The 3,306-nt window shown below is 32.8% G+C and carries 3 protein-coding genes; 2 read left to right on the top strand and 1 reads right to left on the bottom strand.

The window, feature by feature from the left end:
* Positions 1-297, bottom strand: a 297-nt coding sequence (locus tag WBF61_RS05080; RefSeq protein ID WP_424254503.1) for a nitroreductase family protein, incomplete at its 3' end; no start/stop codon positions are given.
* A gap of 407 nt (positions 298-704) precedes the next feature.
* Here WBF61_RS05080 and WBF61_RS05075 point away from each other — a divergent pair.
* Together WBF61_RS05075 and WBF61_RS05070 are read left to right on the top strand one after the other, a co-directional pair.
* Positions 705-1,160, top strand: coding sequence for a MarR family winged helix-turn-helix transcriptional regulator (locus tag WBF61_RS05075; RefSeq protein WP_424254501.1), 456 nt, complete (start codon positions 705-707; stop codon positions 1,158-1,160).
* Positions 1,161-1,512: 352 nt separating this feature from the next.
* A complete protein-coding gene (locus tag WBF61_RS05070) occupies positions 1,513-3,120 on the top strand; it encodes a Mur ligase family protein (RefSeq protein ID WP_424254498.1) in 1,608 nt (535 codons plus the stop codon).
* Positions 3,121-3,306: the final 186 nt, after the last annotated feature.

Below are 3,306 nucleotides of genomic sequence, written 5' to 3'. Positions count from 1 at the left end.
GAATAAAACTGTTCCATAACCAGCACGGAAAGAGTTTAGTTTACCAACTGTTGGAGCAAAATCTTGTCCTTCAGGAATAACTGATTTTAAAGCTGTTTCAGTAAGATCCCATAATTTATCGTGTGAGTCTCCAAATAGGACAACTGCACGGGATGTTTGAGAATTAAATGATGATGGGCTTTCTTTCATCGCTACTTTAACTAAGTCTAAAATTTGTTCATTTGATACGGATACATTCTTTCCTAGAGCATAAATGGAACGGCGTTCTTTTAATAAATCTGTGTATTGATTTTTCACGTGTAAATTCCTCCTTCAAATTATATGACTTAAGAAGTGTACAATTACTTATGCTGCATAGGCAGTTAAGCTTCAATTGTGAGATATCTTAAATCAAACTAAAACTATCTTTTCATTAAGATAAATTTTATGATACAATTATCTTAACATAAAGATAATTAAAAAACTATCAAATAATAAAATAATTTAGTTGAAAGTCAAATTTAGACAGATCATTCTTTTTATTAAGCCTAACTTGCTCTGCTAAGAAGAAAATAAAAAAAGTCAGTTTTTATACTTCTAAGAAGATAATTATTTCTTCTAATGGTAAAGTAAGAAGAGAGTCCGTTTTTTAACGTAAAGAGCATTAAAAAAAAAATATAGATTACGCATGGCGAAAGATCAGCCTGTTTATTGGAGGAAAAGTGATGAATACAAATGTTAAGTTAATGGTTGTGTTTGGGAAAATGGCTCATTCATTTCAAGAAAGCTTAGGTAAAAATCTTGAAGAGTTAGGCATGCCCTACAGTGTATATCCAATACTAGCTTATTTAAATGAGGTTAAGAGAGCTAAGACTCAAAAGCTTGGTGAAGTAGCAGCTATTAGCAGTGGAACCATAACTCATACAGTTAGTAAATTATTAAAATTAAACTATGTAGAAAAAATTCAAGATGACTGTGATAAACGAGTATTCTGGATTCAAATAACCGAAGAAGGTAAAAGAAAATTTATGGACGTTCACTTAGAACATATGGACTACTTAGATGAATTATTGAGCGATTTTGATGAAGCTGATAAACTAGCTTTGATAGAGCTTATAAAGACTTTTGGAAAAGGAATAGCTAAGACAGTATTGACAGAAGAAGAAAAACGAACCAATTAATTTGAATAGTATAGACTTAACTTATGAGATGAACGAATAAAAAAATTTGTATTGAATCTCATAAGTTCTTCGCGTTATAAGGTTTTATTTAACAATTACTGGATTTGTTCAATTGAGAAGATCGTATCCAACTCCTTGCTCCAGAAATAATAAAGATCTATTTTTCCAAAATGAGCCTGGTTATGAGCCTCTTTATAGTAGGTCCATATAGCATATGTAGAAATCTGAGCAAATAATATGACAGGCGATAGATAAAATAGTAAGCTAATCACTACTAATAGATTCAAGCTAACTCGTCCCTAAAAGCGCTTACTAAACACTGCACACAATTACTGGAGGAGTATTGATTAGCATGAACTTAACTGAATTATTGAAATCGATAGAAATTAATTCTAGTAAACCCAAGAAGCGACTAGCGGAATTAGATGAAATAGAGATTAAAACAATCGCCTACCATTCAAAAGAAGTAACTGAAGATACCTTATTTGTCTGCATTAAAGGTTACGAAACAGATGGTCATAATTATGCTCATCATGCGGTAAGCCAAGGAGCAACGGTTCTTATTGTCGATCATTTCATTGAGGATATAGATGTTCTTCAACTCAAAGTTTCAGATACTCGAGAAGCCTTAGCTATTGCATCAAGTAATTATTTTTGCAATCCTTCTAGGGCAATGAGTGTATTTGGAGTAACGGCTACTAATGGGAAAACGACGATTATAGGTATTATAGAAGAAATTTTCAAGACCTACCAATTAAAATCAGGTTTAATAGGGACTATCTTAGTTAAAATGGATAAAGAAATCGAAATGAGCAGATTAACGACTCCGGAATCGTATAATTTACAGCAGCATTTTGCAAAGATGAGGGATCGTGAAATCACACATGTTTCTATGGAGGTTTCTTCCTCAGCGCTAGAACTTAAACGCGTTTACCATACTGAATTTGATGTAGTAGCTTTTATGAACATTAGTCCAGAACATATCAAACTGCATAAATCATTTGATGCTTATTTTGACGCTAAAGCATCCTTGATCAGAAATGCTTCTAAAAAAAGTATAGCTATTTTGAATATTGATGAACCGTTGCTCATTCCTTTAGAGAAAGAGACTAAGGCTCAAGTTGTCACTTTTGGAATCGATAATCAGATGGGAACAATCGCTGTTTCAGATATTCGGTTCTCTTTAGGAGTGCCATTATTTACGGTGACCATTCAAAATTCCTTTAGTACTTTAAGTGGAAAAACGATTAAACCTGCAATTTTCGATTTAGAGATATCCGTTCCAGGCTATCATTCTATCTACAATACACTCACTGCGCTCATCACGGGGTTGGTTAACGATATACCACTCGATTCTGTTCAGCGAGGAATAAAAAATTTCCGTGGTGTAGAAAGACGGTTTCATATCCTTTATGATAAAGAATTTAAGGTGATAGACGATTTGTTATTGAATCAAAATAATATTGATTCTTGTATGGAAACCATTAGCCATTTAGACTACAATAAGCTACATCTTGTACATGCAATCAGAGGAAGTAATGGACCTGAGCATAGTACAGAGATTGCGGAATCTTTAGTAACGTGGTTTCATAAAATGAAAATTAAAAAAATCATTTTAACAACAGCATCATCAAATGTAGAAAAGAAAGATGAAGTCACTACGGAAGAACTAGCTGCTTTTTTAAAGGTTCTGAGTCAAAATGAAATTAAAGTTGTTTTATTTGAAGAACTCGAAGGGGCATTGAAATCCGGTGTTGAGCAGTTAGGTAGGAATGATATTTTGCTAATATCGGGAGCGCACTCGATGGATCGAGGTGCTGAAATGACGCTAGAGTTAGTAAAAGAAATACATCCTAGTGTAGATTATGAAAGAATCAATCAAGTATTAGAAAATAAATTTATTGGACTAGATTCGTTAAAAGTGACTGAAAGAATTTTAAAATTTAGTTTAGAAAATTAGAATACAAGAAAATTCCAACTTGTACGCAATACTTTGCCTCTTGAAAGTTAGACTTAAAATCTAACTTTCAAATTTTTAGGTACTAAGCTACTTTTCAGCTTCTACTTTTCGTAAAACTTCAAAGAAGTAGATTCCAGTTGCATGATCATCAGCTTTCACTTTTGAATGATAATAGAGTGCCGCAGC

The sequence above is a fragment of the Carnobacterium sp. genome (assembly GCF_049673005.1).
GTDB lineage: Bacteria > Bacillota > Bacilli > Lactobacillales > Carnobacteriaceae > Carnobacterium_A.
This window is presented reverse-complemented; position numbering and strand designations above follow the sequence as displayed.